The 14,737-nt window shown below is 33.9% G+C and carries 13 protein-coding genes and 1 other annotated feature; all 13 genes read left to right on the forward strand.

Features of this window, described 5'->3' with window-relative positions; genetic code table 11:
* The first annotated feature begins 47 nt into the window (after nucleotides 1–47).
* The 13 genes from rpmG to fusA all read left to right on the forward strand — a co-directional run bounded on the left by rpmG (nucleotide 48) and on the right by fusA (nucleotide 14,622).
* Entirely contained in the window at nucleotides 48–197 is a 150-nt protein-coding gene (gene rpmG, locus BLS77_RS10075) for a 50S ribosomal protein L33 (protein WP_089969037.1), read from the forward strand.
* 49 nt (nucleotides 198–246) lie between these two features.
* Nucleotides 247–480, forward strand: a complete 234-nt coding sequence (gene secE / locus BLS77_RS10080; protein ID WP_089969039.1) for a preprotein translocase subunit SecE — start codon at nucleotides 247–249, stop codon at nucleotides 478–480.
* 16 nt (nucleotides 481–496) lie between these two features.
* Nucleotides 497–1,018 carry a transcription termination/antitermination protein NusG gene (nusG, locus tag BLS77_RS10085; RefSeq protein WP_089969041.1) on the forward strand — a complete coding sequence of 174 codons (522 nt, stop codon included), beginning with the start codon at nucleotides 497–499 and terminating at the stop codon, nucleotides 1,016–1,018.
* Between the two features lie 76 nt (nucleotides 1,019–1,094).
* The gene (gene rplK / locus BLS77_RS10090; RefSeq protein ID WP_089969043.1) at nucleotides 1,095–1,520 is read left to right on the forward strand and encodes a 50S ribosomal protein L11; all 426 of its coding nucleotides are present in this window, start codon (nucleotides 1,095–1,097) and stop codon (nucleotides 1,518–1,520) included.
* 54 nt (nucleotides 1,521–1,574) lie between these two features.
* Nucleotides 1,575–2,264 (forward strand): 50S ribosomal protein L1, encoded by a 690-nt coding sequence (gene rplA / locus BLS77_RS10095; RefSeq protein WP_089969044.1) that lies wholly within the window; start codon nucleotides 1,575–1,577, stop codon nucleotides 2,262–2,264.
* A gap of 42 nt (nucleotides 2,265–2,306) precedes the next feature.
* Nucleotides 2,307–2,437 (forward strand) — a sequence feature (ribosomal protein L10 leader region).
* Between the two features lie 34 nt (nucleotides 2,438–2,471).
* A complete protein-coding gene (gene rplJ / locus BLS77_RS10100) occupies nucleotides 2,472–2,975 on the forward strand; it encodes a 50S ribosomal protein L10 (protein ID WP_089969046.1) in 504 nt (167 codons plus the stop codon).
* A 43-nt stretch (nucleotides 2,976–3,018) separates the two neighbouring features.
* Nucleotides 3,019–3,381 (forward strand): 50S ribosomal protein L7/L12, encoded by a 363-nt coding sequence (gene rplL, locus BLS77_RS10105; protein WP_089969048.1) that lies wholly within the window; start codon nucleotides 3,019–3,021, stop codon nucleotides 3,379–3,381.
* 386 nt (nucleotides 3,382–3,767) lie between these two features.
* Nucleotides 3,768–7,490 (forward strand): DNA-directed RNA polymerase subunit beta, encoded by a 3,723-nt coding sequence (gene rpoB, locus BLS77_RS10110; RefSeq protein ID WP_089969049.1) that lies wholly within the window; start codon nucleotides 3,768–3,770, stop codon nucleotides 7,488–7,490.
* A gap of 21 nt (nucleotides 7,491–7,511) precedes the next feature.
* A complete protein-coding gene (gene rpoC, locus BLS77_RS10115) occupies nucleotides 7,512–11,045 on the forward strand; it encodes a DNA-directed RNA polymerase subunit beta' (protein ID WP_089969051.1) in 3,534 nt (1,177 codons plus the stop codon).
* 151 nt (nucleotides 11,046–11,196) lie between these two features.
* Nucleotides 11,197–11,436, forward strand: coding sequence for a ribosomal L7Ae/L30e/S12e/Gadd45 family protein (locus BLS77_RS10120; RefSeq protein WP_089969052.1), 240 nt, complete (start codon nucleotides 11,197–11,199; stop codon nucleotides 11,434–11,436).
* A 54-nt stretch (nucleotides 11,437–11,490) separates the two neighbouring features.
* Nucleotides 11,491–11,868, forward strand: a complete 378-nt coding sequence (rpsL, locus tag BLS77_RS10125; RefSeq protein WP_089969053.1) for a 30S ribosomal protein S12 — start codon at nucleotides 11,491–11,493, stop codon at nucleotides 11,866–11,868.
* A 147-nt stretch (nucleotides 11,869–12,015) separates the two neighbouring features.
* Nucleotides 12,016–12,486 carry a 30S ribosomal protein S7 gene (gene rpsG, locus BLS77_RS10130; protein WP_089969054.1) on the forward strand — a complete coding sequence of 157 codons (471 nt, stop codon included), beginning with the start codon at nucleotides 12,016–12,018 and terminating at the stop codon, nucleotides 12,484–12,486.
* A gap of 75 nt (nucleotides 12,487–12,561) precedes the next feature.
* Complete coding sequence (fusA, locus tag BLS77_RS10135; RefSeq protein ID WP_089969055.1) at nucleotides 12,562–14,622, forward strand: elongation factor G; 2,061 nt, start codon at nucleotides 12,562–12,564, stop codon at nucleotides 14,620–14,622.
* Nucleotides 14,623–14,737: the final 115 nt, after the last annotated feature.

Raw genomic sequence — 14,737 nt, forward strand, 5'->3', positions numbered from 1 at the left:
GAAAGTTTATCTTTTATATTATTTACGATAAATTGGAGGTGCAGACTGTGAGAGTAAAAATAACTTTAGCGTGCACAGAGTGTAAGCAAAGAAATTACAACACAATGAAAAATAAGAAAAACAACCCAGACAGAATGGATATGCAAAAATATTGCAAGTTCTGTAAGAAACATACACTTCATAGAGAAACTAAGTAGAACGCAATTAAAGTAATGACATACTCACGAAGATTAAGGATGTGAAGTAATGGCTATTAAAGAAAATGCGAAATTAAATATGGCTTCATCACAAAATGGTGGAATCGTTAAATTTTTTAGAGAGGTTAAGTCAGAAGTTAAAAGAATAAGCTGGCCGTCTAAAAATGACACTAAGAAGGCATTAATTGCAGTTGGAGTAGTAGGACTAGTATATATTATATTAGTTGGCGGATTAGATTATGTTTCTCAAAACCTCTTTGAATTTATCTTTAAACTAAAATAAGGAGGTTTAAGAAAATATGAGCGAAAGAGCAAGATGGTATGTAGTACACACGTACTCAGGCTACGAAAACAAGGTTAAAGTTAATCTTGAAAAAACTGTTGAAAATCGAAATCTTGAACACTTACTTCAAGACATACAAGTGCCTATGGAAGAAGTTATTGAAGAAAAAGATGGAAAACAGAAAGTTTCTCTTAAGAAGAAATTTCCTGGATATGTATTAGTTAAAATGTTCATGACAGATGAGTCATGGTATGTTGTTAGAAATACAAGAGGAGTGACTGGCTTCGTAGGTCCAGGATCTAAACCAGTACCTCTTACTGATGAAGAAGTAGAATCAATGGGAGTTCAAGAAAGTCCAATTGATATAGATTTAGAAGTAGGAGAAAGTATAACAATTATCGCTGGTCCTATTAGAGGATTTGTGGCGACTATTCAAGAAATAAACTTAGAGAAACGTAAAATTAAGGCATTAATCGATATGTTCGGTAGAGAAACTCTAGCTGAACTAGATTTTACACAAGTTGAGAAGTTGGTTTAATAATTTATTATAAACTAATCTTTTAATAAAGTGGGAGGGCTAAGGCCCGCATTACCACAGTATAGGAGGAATATACATGGCTAAGAAAGTAACAGGAATGATCAAATTACAACTTCCAGCAGGAAAGGCAACACCAGCACCACCAGTTGGGCCAGCTTTAGGACAACACGGTGTTAACATTATGGGATTCTGTAAGGAATTCAATGCAAAAACTGCAGCACAAGCTGGGTATATAATACCAGTTGTAATAACAGTTTACCAAGATAGATCTTTTAGTTTTATCTTAAAGACTCCTCCAGCAGCTATTTTAATTAAGAAAGAGCTAGGACTAGAAAGCGGTTCAGGCGTTCCTAATAAAACTAAAGTTGGAAACTTAACTAAAGAACAAGTAAGAAAAATTGCTGAAATAAAAATGCCAGATTTAAACGCGGCTACAATCGAAACTGCAATGAGCATGATCGAAGGAACTGCTAAGAGTATGGGCGTAACTATAGAAGCTTAATTCGCAAAAAAAAGTGGGAGGTAAAAGCCGTTAATACCACAAAGGAGGCCAATTATGGGTAAGAAGTATATTGAAAGTGCAAAAATGATAGATAAGAATGTTTTATACACTCCATCAGAAGCTTTAGAATTAGCAGTTAAAACTGCGAAGGCTAGTTTTGATGAAACTGTAGAATTACATGTAAGATTAGGGGTAGACCCAAGACATGCTGATCAACAAGTTAGAGGAGCAGTAATTCTTCCTAACGGAACAGGTAAAACTGTTAAAGTATTAGTATTTGCTAAAGGCGAAAAAGCTAAAGAAGCTTTAGAAGCTGGAGCAGACTTCGTTGGAGCTGACGAATTAGTTGGTAAAATCCAAGGAGAAAATTGGTTCGACTATGATGTAGTTGTAGCTACTCCAGATATGATGGGTGTAGTTGGTAGATTAGGAAGAGTACTTGGACCTAAGGGTTTAATGCCAAATCCAAAATCAGGAACAGTTACATTTGATGTTGCTAAAGCAATCGCTGAAATCAAAGCTGGTAAGGTAGAATATAGAGTTGATAAAACTTCTATCGTTCATTGCCCAATCGGTAAGAAATCATTCGGTGCTGAAAAGCTACAACAAAATTTCCATGCTTTAATGGAAGCTTTAGTAAAAGCTAAACCTGCAGCTGCTAAAGGACAATACGTTAAATCGGTATCTGTTTCAAGCACTATGGGACCTGGAGCGAAAGTTAATCCAGGAAAAATATTAGAATAATATTGACAAGAATTTTATTATGTTATATAATAAATTTTGTTATTAAATAGAATACTGTTTCCGTAGACAGTAGGTGCCGAAAGGTTTAAAGTGTATCGCCTACCTAGGATGACAAAATAATTGATTATTTTGGTCTTCCTATGTCTACTGGGAAGACCTTTCTTATTATAAATTACAGGTTAAACTGTAAGGAGGTGGACTACAATAATGAACAAAAACAGACAACTTAAAGAATTAAAGGTAGCTGAAATAAAAGAAAAGCTTGAAAAAGCTCAATCTGTTGTATTAGCTAGCTATCAAGGATTAACAGTTGAAGAAGACACAATTTTAAGAAAATCTTTAAGAGAAGCAGGCGTTGAGTATAAGGTTTATAAAAACAGCTTAGTAATATTAGCTGCTAAGGAATTAGGTATGGACAGTATTGAAGAATACTTACAAGGACCAGTTTCAATAGCTTTAGGTTATGAAGATGCTACTGCTCCAGCAAGAGTATTATTTGATTTTGCAAAAAGCCATAAGAAATTAGAACTAAAGGCTGGTATAGTTGATAGTGTTATCTACAACAAGGAACAAGTTGAAAAACTTGCTACAATACCATCAAAGGAAGTTCTTATTGCGAAACTTCTTGGAAGTTTCAAGGCTCCATTATCAAAAATTGCATGTGTATTAAATGCAATTAAAGAAAAGAAAGAAACAGAATCAGCTGAATAAGCTAAAAAAATAATTTACAAGAAATTTTGGAGGTGCCATTATAATGACAAGAGAAGATATAATTCAAGCAATAAAAGAAATGACTGTTTTAGAATTAAACGAATTAGTAACAGCTTGCGAAGAAGAGTTTGGTGTTAGCGCTGCTGCTCCAACTGCTGCTGCAGGTGCTGTTGCAGGTGCTGCTGTAGAAGAAAAAACTGAGTTCGACGTGGTATTAGTAAGTACTGGATCACAAAAGATCAAAGTTATTAAAGTAGTAAGAGAAATAACTGGATTAGGATTAAAAGAAGCTAAAGAAATAGTTGACGGAGCTCCTAAGACAATTAAAGAAGCTGTAACTAAAGAAATGGCTGAAGAAATGAAAGCTAAGTTAATTGAAGTTGGAGCTGAAGTAGAAGTTAAGTAGTTTTACTTCTAAAAATTAAAAGGTGCTGTTATGGCACCTTTTTATTTGTCAAAATGAAACTATATAAAATATCAAAGTTCTGGGATACTTTATATAGTTTTATAATTTTTTATTGAATGTTTTTCTATACTTTTTTAGAATAATAAGTAGGTAGATTATTAAAAACTATATATTAAGATGAACAATAAAAATATTGACAATGTAAGGTCATTATGGTACTATCAATAAATGTACTATTCAGTATGGATAATTATATATTTATGTAAAAATAAAGTATAATCAGTTAAAAATATGGTTATACTAAAAAGTGATGCTGTCCGAAAGCGTAAGTCCTTAGGGAAAGTATGCTTTTGGTTATTTTAGTTTTATACGAGGGGTGAAAATTCATGGTACATCCTGTCCAAGTAGGAAAAAGAACTAGAATGAGTTTTGGTAAGGTTAAAGATGTAACTGACATGCCAAATCTTATTGAAGTACAATTAGATTCTTATGAGTGGTTTTTAAAGGAAGGGCTTCATGAAGTATTTTATGATGTTAATCCAATAACAAACTTCACGGGAAACCTTGTACTTGAATTTGTCGACTATAAACTTGATATTGATAATATTAAGTATTCAGTGGAAGCGTGTAAGGAAAGAGATTGTACTTATGCTGCACCACTAAAAGTTTCAGTAAGATTACAAAATAATGAAACAGGCGAAATCAAAGAACAAGAAGTGTTTATGGGTGATTTCCCATTAATGACTGAACAAGGAACTTTCATAATCAATGGTGCTGAAAGAGTTATTGTCAGCCAATTAGTAAGATCACCAGGTGTTTACTACAATTACAGTGTAGATAAGAGTGGTAAAAAATTATATTCAGCGACTGTAATACCAAATAGAGGAGCATGGTTAGAATATGAAACAGATTCTAACGATATTATCTATGTAAGAATAGATAAAACTAGAAAACTTCCAATATCAATATTAGCTAGAGCTATGGGAATTGGTAGTGATCAAGAGCTTTTAGATTATTTTGGTGAAGAAGAAAGATTTAAAGCAACAATAGAAAAAGATAACACGAAAACTAAAGAAGAAGCCTTATTAGAAATGTATAAGAGGTTAAGACCAGGAGAACCACCAACAGTTGATAGTGCGGTATCTCTTATAGATTCATTATTCTTTGATGCAAAGAGATATGATTTATCAAGAGTTGGTAGATACAAGTTTAATAAGAAATTAGCTATAAACTTAAGACTTATTAATCATGTTGCAGCTTTAGATGTAGTTAATCCAAACACTGGAGAAGTTATAGTTGAGCAAGGCACTAAAATAAGTAGGTCTTTAGCAGAAGAAATTCAAAATGTAGGTATAAACTCAGTTGATATTTTAGTTGAGGATAGAGTTCTAAGAGTTATAGGAAATAACTTTGTAGATATTTCAAAGCATGTTTCGTTTAATATCGAAGATTTAAACATTAGAGAACTTGTTCATTACCCTACATTAAAAGAAATATTAGATAATTATGATGATGAAGAAATCATAAAAGAGGAAATTAAAAAGAACTTAAACAGATTGGTTCCTAAACACATAATTAGAGATGATATATTCGCTACAATTAGTTATGAAATGGGATTACCTTATTTAGTAGGTAATGTAGATGATATAGATCATTTAGGAAACAGAAGATTAAGATCAGTTGGCGAATTGTTACAAAATCAATTCAGAATTGGTTTGTCAAGAATGGAAAGAGTAGTTAAGGAAAGAATGACTATTCAAGATCAGGAATCCATAACGCCACAAATGTTAATTAATATTAGACCAGTTGCTGCAGCTATAAAAGAATTCTTTGGTAGCTCACAATTATCACAATTCATGGATCAAACAAATCCACTATCAGAATTAACTCATAAGAGAAGATTATCTGCACTAGGACCTGGAGGTCTTTCAAGAGAAAGAGCTGGTTTTGAAGTTAGAGACGTTCATCATTCTCACTACGGTAGAATGTGTCCTATAGAAACACCAGAAGGACCAAATATAGGGCTTATTAACTCGCTTGCAACATACGCAAGGGTTAATGAATATGGATTTATGGAAACACCATATAGAGTTGTAGATAAAGAAGCTGGACTTGTAACTGATGAAATCAGATATTTCACAGCAGATGAAGAAGATCAATATCTAGTAGCTCAAGCTAAGGAACCCGTTGGAGCTGACTATAAATTTGTTGATAAAAAAATTACAGTTAGAAATATGGAAGAGATACTAATAGTTAGTGCTGAAGAAGTAGATTTAATTGACGTTTCACCAAGACAAATTGTATCAGTAGCAACGTCTATGATACCTTTCTTAGAAAATGATGATGCATCAAGAGCTCTTATGGGATCTAATATGCAACGTCAAGCAGTTCCTCTATTAAAGTCAGAAGCGCCAATAGTAGGAACAGGAATAGAATATAAGGCTGCAGCAGATTCAGGAGTTTTACCAAAAGCTAAGAATGCTGGTACAGTTGTATATGTAAGTTCTAATGAAATTAGAGTTAAGAGAGAAGTAGACGGTGGAATGGATTCTTATAAACTTCTTAAGTTTAAAAGAAGTAATCAAGGTACTTGTATAAATCATAGACCTTTAGTAGATAAAGGTGAAATGGTATTTAAAAATCAAGTATTAGCTGATGGACCATCAACTGACTTAGGTGAAATAGCATTAGGAAAGAATATCCGAATGGGATTTATCACATGGGAAGGATATAATTATGAAGATGCTATGCTTATATCAGAAGAATTAGTTAGAGAAGATGTATTTACTTCAATTCATATTGAAGAATATGAATGTGAAGCTAGAGACACTAAGCTAGGACCAGAAGAAATAACAAGAGATATTCCAAACGTAAGTGAAGATGCTCTAAAAGATATAGACGAAAGAGGAATAATTAGAATAGGTGCAGAAATAAGATCTGGTGATGTTCTTGTAGGAAAGGTAACACCTAAGGGTGAAACTGAATTAACTGCAGAAGAAAGATTACTTAGAGCTATATTCGGAGAAAAAGCTAGAGAAGTAAGAGATACATCTCTAAAAGTTCCTCATGGAGAAGCCGGTATAATAGTAGATGTTAAAGTGTTTACTAGAGAAAATGGTGATGAGTTAAACCCAGGAGTTAATGAGCTTGTAAGATGTTATATAGCTCAAAAGAGAAAGATATCTGTAGGGGATAAAATGGCTGGACGTCATGGTAATAAAGGGGTTATATCTAGAATATTACCAGAAGAAGATATGCCGTTTTTACCAGATGGTAGACCACTGCAAATATGTTTAAATCCACTAGGGGTACCATCCCGTATGAATATTGGGCAAGTACTTGAAGTTCATTTAGGTTGGGCAGCTAGCAAATTAGGTTGGCATATTGCAACTCCAGTATTTGATGGAGCAACTGAAGGTAACATTGAAGAATGCTTACAAAAAGCAGGATATAATGTTAACGGAAAGACTGTATTATACGATGGAAGAACAGGAATACCTTTTGATAACACTGTAACAGTTGGAATAATGTATATCTTGAAACTTGCTCATTTAGTTGATGATAAGATTCATGCTAGATCAACTGGACCATATTCATTAGTTACTCAACAACCTCTTGGAGGTAAAGCACAATTCGGTGGTCAAAGATTCGGAGAAATGGAAGTTTGGGCACTAGAAGCATATGGAGCAGCACATACACTACAAGAAATATTAACTGTTAAGTCAGATGATGTTGTAGGTAGGGTTAAAACATATGAGGCTATCGTTAAGGGTGAAAATATTCCTGAACCAGGAGTTCCAGAATCATTTAAGGTTCTTATAAAAGAACTTCAAGCTTTATGTTTAGATGTTAGAGTATTAAACTATGATAAAGAAGAAGTGAATCTAAAGGAAATCGTTGAAGAAGAAATGGATTATCCAGAAGTAAACTTAGAAGTTAACATAGAAGGTGAAGAAGGTTTCGTAGCGAAACAAAAAATGCCTGAAGAAGGTTTTATACCAGAAGAAGATGAATCAGAACTTGAAGAAGAAATGGAATTCGAAAGTTTTCCATTAGATGGAATCAGCGAAGAATTAGAACTTGATGATTTTGTAAGTGATGAACACTAAATTTGAAGGGAGGATATACCCTTGTTTGAAACGAATAATTTTGATGCTATACAAATAGGATTAGCTTCACCTAGCCAAGTAAGAGAATGGTCTAGAGGGGAAGTCAAAAAACCAGAAACAATAAACTATAGAACTTTAAAACCAGAAAGAGATGGGTTATTCTGCGAAAGAATATTTGGACCTATAAAAGACTGGGAATGTCATTGTGGTAAGTACAAAAGAGTTAGATATAAGGGAATAGTTTGTGACAGATGTGGAGTTGAAGTAACAAAAGCAAAAGTGAGAAGAGAAAGAATGGGGCATATAGAACTTGCAGCCCCTGTTTCTCACATTTGGTACTTCAAAGGTATTCCATCAAGAATGGGTTTACTTTTAGATATGTCACCAAGATCTTTAGAAAAGGTATTATACTTTGCATCGTACATAGTTATAGATCCAAAGGAAACACCTTTACTAAAGAAACAGCTTTTAAATGAAAAAGAATTTAGAGAAGCTGTAGATAAATATGGAGATGAAAGTTTTATTGCTGGAATGGGTGCTGAAGCCGTTCAGGATTTATTAGGTCAAATAGACGTAGTAAATGGTGGAAGAGATCTTAAAGAAGAATTAAAACAAAGTAGTGGACAAAAGAAAATAAGAATCATTAGAAGATTAGAAGTTGTTGAGTCATTTAGAAAATCAGGAAATGATCCAAAGTGGATGATTATAAATGTAATTCCTGTAATACCTCCAGATTTAAGACCTATGGTCCAATTAGATGGTGGAAGATTTGCTACTTCAGATTTAAATGATTTATACAGAAGAGTTATAAATAGAAATAACAGATTAAAGAAGCTTTTAGATTTAGGAGCTCCTGATATAATTGTTAGAAATGAAAAAAGAATGCTTCAAGAAGCAGTTGATGCACTTATCGATAATGGTAGAAGAGGAAGAGCTGTAACTGGTCCTGGTAACAGACCACTTAAATCACTTTCAGATATGCTAAAAGGTAAGCAAGGTAGATTCAGACAAAATTTACTTGGTAAGAGAGTAGATTACTCCGGTAGATCAGTTATCGTAGTAGGACCTGAATTGAAAATGTATCAATGTGGACTTCCAAAAGAAATGGCTTTAGAATTATTTAAACCATTTGTAATGAAGAAGTTAGTAGAAGATGGTGTTGCACACAATATAAAGAGTGCTAAGAGAATGGTTGAAAGAGTTAATAATCAAGTTTGGGATATACTTGAAGAAGTAATCTCAGATCATCCAGTTTTACTTAACCGTGCACCTACGCTACACAGACTTGGAATTCAAGCATTCCAACCTGTTCTTGTTGAAGGTAGAGCTATAAAGTTACATCCATTGGTATGTACTGCATACAATGCCGATTTTGATGGTGATCAAATGGCGGTTCACGTACATTTATCAGTTGAGGCGCAAGCAGAAGCAAGATTCTTAATGCTAGCAGCTGGTAATATTATGAAACCTTCAGATGGAAAGCCAGTTTGTATACCAACTCAAGATATGGTTTTAGGAACTTATTATCTAACAATAGACAAAGAAGACTGTAAGGGCGAAGGATCATGTTTTTCATCTAAAGATGAGGCTATAATGGCTTATGAATTAGAGAAAATAGCAATTCACGCAGCAATAACTGTTAGATTATTTAAAGAAATAGATGGAGTACTACAGTCTGGTAGAATTAAAACTACAGTAGGTAAACTTATATTTAATGAGTCAATACCACAAGACTTAGGATTCGTTAATAGAGAAAATGAAGAAGAGAAATTCAATTTAGAGGTTGATTTTTTAGTAACTAAAAAATCACTTGGACTTATAATTGAAAAGTGTTATATAGTTCATGGACCTACAAATACATCTGTAATGTTAGATAATATTAAATCATTAGGATATCATTATTCCTCTATAGGAGCTATTACTGTATCTGCTTCAGATATGGTAGTGCCAGAAGCGAAGTATGGTTTACTTAAAGAGGCTGATGAAACTGTTGATAAGATTGAAAAGATGTATAAAAGAGGCTTTATTTCAGATGAAGAAAGATATCAAAGAGTTATAGAAAAATGGACTAAAACAACTGAAGATGTTGCAAACGCATTAATGGATAGTTTGGATAGGTTTAATCCAATATTCATGATGGCAGATTCAGGAGCCAGAGGGTCTAAGTCTCAAATCAAGCAATTAGCTGGTATGAGAGGACTTATGGCAAGTCCGTCAGGTAAAATACTTGAATTACCAATCAGAGCTTCTTTTAGAGAAGGTCTAGATGTATTAGAGTACTTTATTTCAACACATGGTGCTAGAAAAGGTAATGCCGATACTGCACTTAAAACAGCCGATTCAGGTTATTTAACAAGAAGACTTGTTGACGTATCACAAGATGTTATCGTAAGAGAACAAGATTGTGGAACTGAAGAAGGTATTGTAATATCTGAAATCAGTGTAGGTAATGAAGTAATAGAAGGTATAAATGAAAGATTACATGGTAGATATACAGCAGAGGATGTAATTAATCCAACAACAGGAGAAACTATAATTGGTAAAGAAGAATTTATAGAATCTTATATGGCTGATAAAATTGCTGCTGCAGGAGTTAAACAAGTTAAAATTAGATCAGTATTTGCATGTAAGTGTAGAGTTGGTGTATGTGCAAGATGTTATGGTATGAACATGGCAACTGGACAGAAAATCAATATAGGTGAAGCTGTTGGTATAATAGCGGCACAGTCAATTGGAGAACCAGGAACACAGCTTACAATGAGAACATTCCATACAGGTGGAGTTGCCGGATCAGATATCACTCAAGGGCTTCCAAGAGTTGAAGAATTATTCGAAGCAAGAAAACCTAAGGGGTTAGCAATAGTAAGTGAAATTAATGGGGCTGTAAGAATTGAAGACACTAAAAAGAAGAGAACAGTATTTGTTATGTCTGCAGAAGGCGAAGAATTCAGTTATGACATACCTTTTGGTTCAAGATTAAAAGTAAAAGATGACGACTTCGTTGAAGCTGGTGACGAAATCACTGAAGGTTCAGTAAACCCTCATGATATAGCTGCTATAAAGGGTATAGATGGAGCCAGAAGATATTTACTTGCAGAGGTTCAAAAAGTTTATAGACTACAAGGTGTTGATACTAATGATAAACATATCGAAGTAGTTGTTAGACAAATGACAAGAAAAGTTAAGGTAACGGAATCTGGGGATACAGATTTATTACCAGGTACTATGATAGATATGTTCAACTTTGATGAAGCCAATGAAAAAATAAGAGAAATTGGTGGAGAAGAAGCTAAGGGCGACAAAGTATTACTAGGTATAACTAAAGCAGCCTTAGCAACGGATAGTTTCTTATCGGCGGCATCATTCCAAGAAACAACTAGAGTGCTTACTGAAGCTGCTATAAAGGGTAAAGTAGATCCATTAGTAGGCTTGAAGGAAAATGTAATTATTGGTAAGTTAATTCCGGCTGGAACTGGTATGATGCGATATAGAGCTGTAAAGCTTGATGTTGAAGAAGATATCATAGAAGATGATGATTTAGATATAATAGAATAATACAATGCAATTTTATTGACATGTGTATGCTTAAATGATAAAATACAAATTGTGTGATTTTGAAAAGCTACACTACAGTATAATTATCTACATGATTCATATGGATAAAGTTTAACTTTACTTTTATGAACTTTGTAAAAGGAGTGTGTTCATGATAGACGTACTAGTAGGAAAAAAAGTCATAGGAATTAAACAAGCAAGTAAAGCTATTAACAATGGAAAAGGTACTGCATTATATGTAGCTGAAGATGCAGAAAGAAAATTAATAATTCCGTTATTAGAATTAGCTTGTAGTAATAATATCAAGGTTATCGAAATTGATACCATGAGAAATTTAGGTAAGATGTGCGGCATAGATGTTCAATCTTCCGCAACATTGATACTTGAATAATTAATTAGCTTTTATCTTAAAAGATAGATAAATTAAATTTCAGGAGGTGAAAATATGCCAACTATTAGCCAATTAGTAAGAAAAGGCAGAAAATCAATTGCTAACAAATCAACAGCACCAGCACTAAATGAGTGTCCGCAAAGAAGAGGAGTATGTACAGTTGTTAAAACTATAACTCCAAAAAAACCTAACTCAGCGTTAAGAAAAGTAGCTAGAGTAAGACTTACAAACGGATTCGAAGTTACTGCTTATATAGGTGGTGTAGGCCATAATCTACAAGAACATAGTGTTGTTCTTATAAGAGGTGGTAGAGTTAAGGACCTTCCTGGTGTTAGATACCATATTGTAAGAGGTGCATTAGATTGTGCTGGAGTAGCTAACAGAATGCAAGGAAGATCAAAGTACGGTGCAAAGAGACCTAAGCAAAAATAGTATTTTTACTATGGCAGTGCTTGTCTTTCCAAACTACATAGATTTATAAAAAAGTTTATATAGATATAAGAGACAATGCACTTTGCGGCATGCAATAATGCCGAGTACCGATGAACTTAAATTTAAATTGTTAAGGAGGGAAGAAAAGTGCCAAGAAAAGGACATATCGCAAAAAGAGATGTATTACCAGATCCAATATATAAATCTAAGGTTGTTACTAAGTTAATAAACAGCATAATGGAAGACGGTAAAAGAGGTGTAGCTCAAAAAATATGCTACGACGCGTTTGAAACTATGGCTGAAAAAACTGGTAAAGATGCATTAGAAGTGTTTGAAGAAGCACTAGCTAATATAATGCCTTTATTAGAAGTTAAATCAAGAAGAATAGGTGGTGCAAACTATCAAGTTCCGATTGAAGTTAGAACTGAGAGAAGACAAACTTTAGGTATCCGATGGATGCTTGCAGTTTCAAGAAAAAGAGGCGAAAAATTAATGTCTCAAAGATTAGCTGGAGAATTATTAGATGCAGCTAACAACACTGGTGCAGCTGTTAAGAAGAGAGAAGATACTCATAAAATGGCTGAAGCAAATAAAGCATTTGCTCATTACAAGTTCTAAAAAACAAACTGTTTTGGCTTTTGCCAAAACAGTTTTGTCGAATTCAAAAATACTCGCTTAGAGGAGGCAATACAAATGGCTAGAAAATTTCCATTAGACAAATTCCGTAACTTTGGAATAATGGCACATATAGATGCTGGTAAGACGACAACTACTGAGCGTATATTATTCTACACAGGAAAAAGCCACAAAATAGGAGAAGTTCACGAAGGTGCAGCTACTATGGATTGGATGGTTCAAGAACAAGAGAGAGGTATCACAATTACTTCTGCTGCAACTACATGTACGTGGAATGGTCATGAATTAAACATAATAGATACTCCAGGTCACGTAGATTTTACAGTTGAAGTTGAAAGATCATTAAGAGTTCTTGATGGAGCTGTTACTGTTCTTGATGCTAAGAGTGGAGTTGAACCTCAAACTGAAACAGTATGGAGACAGGCAGATAAATATGGTGTTCCAAGAATGATATATGTTAATAAGATGGATGCAACTGGTGCAGATTTCTTTAGATGTATAAACACTGTAAGAGATAGATTAAAAGCTAATGCTGTTCCAATACAAATACCAGTTGGTTCAGAAGATAAATTTAAAGGAATGATAGATTTAATAGAAAATAAAGCTATTATGTTCTATGATGATTTAGGTACAGATGTTAGAATAGAAGACATTCCTGCTGATTTAGTTGATCAAGCTAAAGAATACAGAATGGCTCTTGTAGAAGCAATAGCTGAAACTGATGAAACGTTAATGGAAAAATACCTAGACGGTGAAGAGTTAACAGTTGAAGAGATGATGGTAGCTTTAAGAAAAGCTACAATAAATAATGAAATAGTACCATGTATATGTGGTTCGTCATATAAGAACAAGGGTGTTCAACAAATGATTGATGGTGTTGTTCATTTCTTACCATCACCATTAGATGTTAAAGCTATAACAGGAGTTACATTAGATGGAGAACCAGCTGTAAGAGAATCTTCAGATGATGCACCTATGGCTGCATTAGCATTTAAAATTGCTACTGATCCATTTGTAGGTAAGTTAGCTTTCGCAAGAGTTTACTCAGGAATCCTTGAGAGTGGTTCATATGTTTTAAACTCAACTAAAGGAAAGAAAGAAAGAGTAGGAAGACTTGTTAAGATGCACGCTAATTCAAGAGAAGAAGTAGAAGCTTTAGAAGCAGGTGAATTAGGAGCTATAATCGGATTAAAGAACACTACTACTGGTGATACTTTATGTGTTGAAAGTAATCCAATTATACTTGAAGCAATGGATTTCCCAGAACCAGTTATATCTGTAGCTATAGAGCCAAAGACTAAAGCAAGTCAAGAAAGAATGGGAATGGCTTTAGCTAAATTAGCTGAAGAAGATCCTACTTTCAAAACTTACACTAACCAAGAAACTGGTCAAACAATCATCGCTGGTATGGGTGAACTTCATTTAGAAATCATCGTTGATAGATTAACTAGAGAATTCAAGGTTGAATGTAATGTAGGAGCTCCTCAAGTTGCTTACAAAGAAACTATTAGAAAAGCTGTTAAGGCTGAAGCTAAATATGCTAAGCAATCTGGTGGTAAGGGTCAATACGGTCATTGTGTGATCGAGATGGAACCTACTGAAGGCGAATACGTATTTGAAAATGCAGTAGTTGGTGGAGCTATTCCAAGAGAGTATATTCCAGCTATTGATAATGGTATTAGAGAAGCCGCTAAAAACGGGATTATAGCAGGATATGAAACTATAAACTTTAAAGTAAAAGTTGTTCATGGATCATACCATGACGTCGATTCATCAGAAATGGCGTTTAAAATTGCAGGTTCAATGGCATTTAAGAATGCTATGGCTAAAGCAGATCCAGTATTACTAGAACCTATGATGAAAGTTGAAGTTACAGTTCCAGAAGAATATATGGGAGATGTAATTGGAGACCTAAGCTCAAGAAGAGGAAAAATTGAAGGTATGGAAGCTCTAAGTGGAGCTCAAATCATCAGAGCGTTTGTTCCTCTTTCAGAGATGTTTGGTTATTCAACTACGCTAAGATCAAGAACTCAAGGTAGAGGTACTTATGCAATGACATTTGATCACTTTGAAGAAGTTCCAAAGAGCGTACAAGAAGCTATTAAAGGTGAAAAGTAATATAGCCTAGTTTAATATATTGTATCATTGCTTATATGTTAATATAAACAATGATACAATAATGACTATATGAGTGTTGTTATAGAATAAAATAACAGTTAAAAGTCAATAATAG

Source organism: Clostridium gasigenes (assembly GCF_900104115.1).
Classification (GTDB): Bacteria; Bacillota; Clostridia; order Clostridiales; family Clostridiaceae; genus Clostridium; species Clostridium gasigenes.

Coding starts and splice junctions, on each gene's coding strand:
- nusG (WP_089969041.1), top strand. CDS start 497: ATGAGCGAAAGAGCAAGATGGTATGTAGTACACACGTACTCAGGCTAC.
- rplK (WP_089969043.1), top strand. CDS start 1,095: ATGGCTAAGAAAGTAACAGGAATGATCAAATTACAACTTCCAGCAGGA.
- BLS77_RS10120 (WP_089969052.1), top strand. CDS start 11,197: ATGATAGACGTACTAGTAGGAAAAAAAGTCATAGGAATTAAACAAGCA.
- rpsL (WP_089969053.1), top strand. CDS start 11,491: ATGCCAACTATTAGCCAATTAGTAAGAAAAGGCAGAAAATCAATTGCT.
- rplL (WP_089969048.1), top strand. CDS start 3,019: ATGACAAGAGAAGATATAATTCAAGCAATAAAAGAAATGACTGTTTTA.
- rplA (WP_089969044.1), top strand. CDS start 1,575: ATGGGTAAGAAGTATATTGAAAGTGCAAAAATGATAGATAAGAATGTT.
- rpoB (WP_089969049.1), top strand. CDS start 3,768: ATGGTACATCCTGTCCAAGTAGGAAAAAGAACTAGAATGAGTTTTGGT.
- fusA (WP_089969055.1), top strand. CDS start 12,562: ATGGCTAGAAAATTTCCATTAGACAAATTCCGTAACTTTGGAATAATG.
- rplJ (WP_089969046.1), top strand. CDS start 2,472: ATGAACAAAAACAGACAACTTAAAGAATTAAAGGTAGCTGAAATAAAA.
- secE (WP_089969039.1), top strand. CDS start 247: ATGGCTATTAAAGAAAATGCGAAATTAAATATGGCTTCATCACAAAAT.